Genomic DNA, 5,240 nt, shown 5'->3' with positions numbered 1-5,240 from the left:
TCCGCTTTGTCGATAAACGCTTTAAGGCCGTACGGGGTGGTTGCATAGTTTTGCATGGTGCCGCTTGTTGCAAATTCATTTGCTTGCGAGCGTTCCCCTGCAAGTGTTACATCGGGTACTTTATAGACATTTTCCTCGTTGAATACGGCGTACTTGCCTGACGGCTTTCCGACTTCAACACGCGGAAATAACAGCGGGCCGACCATACTTTCCCGCACCTTAGCAGAATAATCCACTGCCAAATTGGAAAGCAGGGGACTGACATATCCTTGTTCTCTGGGCATTAAAAACTCCTTATTTTACGGTTACGACACCGCGTTCAATGTACATATCGATATATTCCCCTGCAGCTCCGGACTCAAGGAATATCCCGCACGTTTTGTAGGTACCCGCGGTTGCAGGAACATCTTCAAACGCGCCGAGCTTATCTTTTGAAAGCACCGCTTTTTTTCCGGCACTCGCAGTCCCGCCTGCAACAACTTTCACTACTCCGCCGATCGCTATGCCGATGCGGTCTTGCGCTGCGGCGGCTTCATTGGCCTCAAACGGATACACGCCGAGCATATCCGCCTTTTCATCGGCCGGAGCGGTTACGGCATTATCGGCCGTTCCCTGTATTACGGCGCTGCCGGGTGCGATTGCACTTTGTGCGATATACGGTCGTCTGTTTATCATTTTTTATTCCTCCTCGCTGAAGATTTCAGGATTTGCCGAGTACAATGCTTCGGCCGCTTCGGTAAAGGATGCAAGGCCTTTCTCTTTTTGAAAGGCTTTTATTTTTGCCGTAACATCGGCGTTACACGCAAAAGAGGCGCCGCTCTTTTCTTTTGTCGCCGTATGCTCACCGGACAAATCGGCAATCGGTTCGCTGTTTGCAAAAAGCGCTCTGAAATCTTTTCTGTCCGCATCAGTCATTTTGACATCAAGGGCAACGGCTTTTTCAAAATACGCCGGTGTAATCTTTCCCTCATCCCGCAGACGTGAAAAATAGGCCTCCGCATCGGTTTTCATGCTGTTTTGTTTCAGGCTCTTATTTTCTTGTTCGAGGGCAGCAATCCGCTCATCTTTTGCAGCCATTTCCGTTTTTACTTTTTCCGTCATCTCATCCATATTTTCCTCCCGAGATTGTGTCGTTTTTTCCGCCTCATTCGCGGAAAAGAGTTTTATCGTCCCTGCATCCATTTTCTGCGTGAAGATTGATACATGGTCGTCTTGGTTTGCATATTCAACAAATCCGCCGAATGAAAGCGAAAAGAGAGCCGGTATCTTAGCTCCTGCAACCGCAGGGGTATCCCGCCCAAGCAGCGCTATTGCTTTCAAGTACGGCGGCTCATTTTTATCCACCATGTCGTTTTCAAAAATTTCTACCGACATGTACCGGAGCTTTCCTTCTGCAACCTTTTTTATTACATCAGTAGAAAATGCCGGTACTTCGGCAAAAACCCAACCGCTTTTATCCATGCGTATAGATTGAACCCAGCCGTGTGCATCTTGATAATCATCGCTCATACCGAATGAGCGGTGTCCGATAACAAGCGGGGCTTCATATAATTTTTCAGGATTATAGGAATCGACTAGTCTTTGAACCCGCTCTTTCGGCCAATCCCCTTGCGGGTATTTCCCCGCCTTAAAAACCTTTAATTCTGCCATCTTTAGCTCCTCTTAAAATACCGTTCAAAAGCGTTCAAAACCCGTTCAAATTCGATTGAAACGGAAAGAATGCTAAATAACCAAGCCGCTCGCATAACCGCTGTTTTGCGCATATTTCAGGTTATGCGTCGTATACAATCCGGAACGGTTTTACATTGCTGAAATCTGCCTTGCTCAAACGGCGGTTAAAACCGTTTCCGTCCTTAAAACGGCGCGGCCACGGGTCATTAAAAATGACCTCATTCCGCTCATCATCGTATGCGACTGCTGCAATGTAATGCCCCGGCTTTTTAAGACAGAGCTGCACCGCTTTTCCGTTTTGCAGTTCGGATGCAACCGTTTCAAAAACGGCTCCCCATTCAAAGCGCGCCTTTACGCCGAAAACGGCAGTAACCGCAACCGGATAAAATTGCGGCACTTCATTACCGTGCCACACATCAGGAGGCGTTTCAGGGCGTACCTTTTGCAAGGCAGGGTAGTTGCGTGGATCATTGAAAAAGTCCATCAAAACCTCTTCGCTTTGCGGTTTATAGCCTCCCGGCGTTTTCACCTCTACATCAAAGCCCATCGCCGCTATGCACGTAACCGCCGCCGACGGCCCGCACGAAACAAGCCATACTCCGTCAGAGCGCTTACGCAATATTTCTTCCGTTGGATTGTTTGTCTGTACAAAATAGCAATCTCGATCGCTCCAAAACTTTACGCCTTTTATCATCGTAAAAACCTCTTTATGCGATAATTTTACGCTTTACCGGTGCGACAGTTCAAAGAAACTATTTGAAAAAATTAGTCTTTATATGGTTGATTTTTTAAGCAAGATGTGGTAAAGTACAGGAAAGGTAACGGTTGAGGAGCATATTTAGAGGGGCATCGCGCTTTTTAAGCGGAGATCCAGCGGACGCAAATTCCGCCCGGCCGTTACCAAATTTTTTTATATTTTTTATTGTTATAATCGTATTCAATATAACCCATTGTTTTTATCTGCAATGCAAATTCTTTGCTTAATTGTTTTAATACCGTTTTCAGTATTTTTCCGCCATCCATATTTTTCACAAAATGGAACTCTCTGCCATCTTCTTTTATATTCGGTTCAGTGTTTTCATAGATGGTATCAGGAGTGCTGAAACTGTCATACAATGCTTCAAAAAGAGATTCCGGTATTCTTTGTTTTGCATTTTTATCACCGATGCCGTGATATAACGCTTTATCGCTTGCCATAATTTTACAATCGGCAATGCCTCTTTCCTGCATTGCTTCAAAGCGTTCCGTTTCGAGGTTTCCTACCTGATATAAAATATTTTGCGGTGTGTAATCTTTTTTATTAATGCGTTTTGCTAATACGTTAAATTCACCTTTCGTAAGCTTCGTAGTATCCATTGATTTTCGATAGCTTTCCGTTACGTGAGAAAGGATACTTTTCCCGTCTTCCCCTTTTATTTTGGCAAGGTTTTTATAGGTACTGAAATTCGGCGCTAATGCTTCCCGTGCAGGATTATATTTCCACGTGCTGTCAAATGTATTCCAATCGACACCGGCCATATCGGGCGGGTTTCCGGAATCGTCGGAGTGCTCAACGGCAATGCCTGCTTTTTCCGCTTCGTGCTCACTCATCGTTGTTACATAGCACCGGCAGCCCCAGCCATTCGGCGGGTTATAGGTATTCCAAAACGCATCATCATATCGGAATGCTTTCCCATCAAGAGCGAGGTGTTCAGCCCGCGGATTAGTAACGGCTGGATCATGGCGATACACCCAAATAGGACGTAAATCGGCACCGATAAGCCGGTTGCGGTAATGCTCCGCTTCATACGCACAGCGCATATTCACATCGTAGATAAGACCGATCCGCCAGTTAATATACCTCTTATCATCTTTTGTGTGCCCATTTCCGCCATACCAGCCTTTTGCACTCATCATATCCAAAAGGCCGTCCCGGAAGTCTTTAAAGGGAATACCGTCTTTTATAGCCTGATTGAGTAAGCCGTGAATGGTATCTAATACGGCCGCTTCGTTTGAGTGAGCAACGGTAAAGGCATGAGCATGTTCTCCCCATTTAAGCTCATCCCATTTATCAGTTGGTACATTGATTTTCTTTTCAAGAAATTTACGCGCTATTTCAGGATACGGAATTTTATCGCTCATCTTTTTCTGCCTCCGATGCCGATAGCAGCAAACCGTACATTGTCGATACACGAGGCAAAATCATCCAGTGAATGGTTTTTATACGCGGATAAAAGCGCCTTTGAAGCGTCTTGATAATCGTCAACCGTTCCAAGTGCATTCACATAGCTTTCAATACTTTTGTCGATTGCATCTTGTCCTTTTTCCTGCATCGCAGCATTGAATGAATCCAGTAACCGCCGGTCTTTTAATTGCCGCTTGGTCTGTTTATCCGCAAAAAGAGAAGCGGCTTTTTGAAAGAGCGTTTTTTCCGTGTGTGTTCCGCATCCGCACGGATAGCTTGTTTGACTGTTTGTAGGAAAAGAAAAAGAACCTTGCTCTTTTTGACTACCTTGTTCGTCTTCATGCGCTATCTCAAAATCTTCTTGCGGAATATCGTACTCTCGTTCGATATATGCTTTTTTAGGACGCCAGCCGAGGGCATATAACTTTGCGTCCCGCTCTGCGCGGTCTTGCTGTAAATCCTCGTCCTTGACAAATTCAAACACGGGAGGCAGCACATCTGTGCCGTAGTTGTAATACGTCCAGACTGCTGCAAGCCGGTTAAAGCAGGCGGATATTCTCCTCCGGTCGGCAGCAGCTAAATCCTGCCTGACAAGATTATGCGCCTGCGCTGCAGCATAGCTTCCTTTACTGCCGATGTCCGTTGTAAGCGTTTGCCCTAAGACCGCTTTTGAAATTTCTTTATTGGCTGCTTCTATATACTCTGCGTGGACATTAGAAACGCTTCCTTTATTGGCAAGGCTTTCAATCGTGATTTCCGCCCCCTCAGGTGCAATAGCCACCGCATCGGCTGCCATCCGTTCAAGAGACGTAAGCAGTTCATTTTTATAAATGTCACTGGCATTATTCGGATACTTTCCATACAAAAAAGCGCCGCCGTATTTTTCGACAAATACCGTCCACCAGCGGAACCCGTTCTTTTTAAAGGTTACCGGCCAATAGCATTTTGAAAATACTTTGACGCCATAAGGGTTGGCATAACTTGGCCGGTGGCGGGCAATGAGAAAACGGTTCTTCGGCAACGGTTCCGTTCCGATAACGCCGGTACGGAATACGAGGTTGTTTTCTTGGTCAAACTCAAACCATTGCGGAGGTTTACCAACGATGTCGCCGATTACCCACCGTCCGCCTTGAGCGCGCCAGATAACCTCAAGCGGTGAATAGCCGAACGCAATAGCATCCATCATCTCCTCGATAACGCGCGGAATATCAAGCTGCCGTAATTCTTCTGTAAAGAGGTCGGCAGCTTCTTGTTCTTTTTTGCCGTTCCCGTCCCCGCCTGCAGCGCAAAACCATTCCGCGCCGCTTGAAGCAGAGCAGCGAATACTCCACACACTCTCTAAATGGCTGTCGGTTAGAAGTTCTTGCAGTGCCGTAATGCCACGTCCCATTTTCCGCAAAATAGG

The 5,240-nt window shown here is 46.3% G+C and carries 6 protein-coding genes; all 6 read right to left on the bottom strand.

Going from position 1 to position 5,240, the window contains the following annotated elements:
• Window positions 1–284, bottom strand: a 284-nt coding sequence (locus HGH47_RS11855) for a hypothetical protein (RefSeq protein WP_432912559.1), incomplete at its 3' end; no start/stop codon positions are given.
• A gap of 10 nt (window positions 285–294) precedes the next feature.
• Window positions 295–675 (bottom strand): structural cement protein Gp24, encoded by a 381-nt coding sequence (locus HGH47_RS11850; RefSeq protein WP_432912557.1) that lies wholly within the window; start codon window positions 673–675, stop codon window positions 295–297.
• A 3-nt stretch (window positions 676–678) separates the two neighbouring features.
• A complete protein-coding gene (locus tag HGH47_RS11845) occupies window positions 679–1,650 on the bottom strand; it encodes a hypothetical protein (RefSeq protein ID WP_432912554.1) in 972 nt (323 codons plus the stop codon).
• A gap of 121 nt (window positions 1,651–1,771) precedes the next feature.
• Window positions 1,772–2,365, bottom strand: coding sequence for a C39 family peptidase (locus HGH47_RS11840; RefSeq protein ID WP_432912551.1), 594 nt, complete (start codon window positions 2,363–2,365; stop codon window positions 1,772–1,774).
• Window positions 2,366–2,568: 203 nt separating this feature from the next.
• Window positions 2,569–3,792, bottom strand: a complete 1,224-nt coding sequence (locus tag HGH47_RS11835; RefSeq protein ID WP_432912548.1) for a phage head morphogenesis protein — start codon at window positions 3,790–3,792, stop codon at window positions 2,569–2,571.
• On the bottom strand, window positions 3,789–5,240 hold a 1,452-nt coding region (locus HGH47_RS11830; RefSeq protein ID WP_432912545.1), incomplete at its 5' end, for a DUF935 domain-containing protein. The genes HGH47_RS11830 and HGH47_RS11835, both read right to left, overlap by 4 nt.

It is taken from the genome of Treponema sp. OMZ 805, assembly GCF_050937395.1.
Lineage (GTDB): Bacteria > Spirochaetota > Spirochaetia > Treponematales > Treponemataceae > Treponema.
This window is presented reverse-complemented; position numbering and strand designations above follow the sequence as displayed.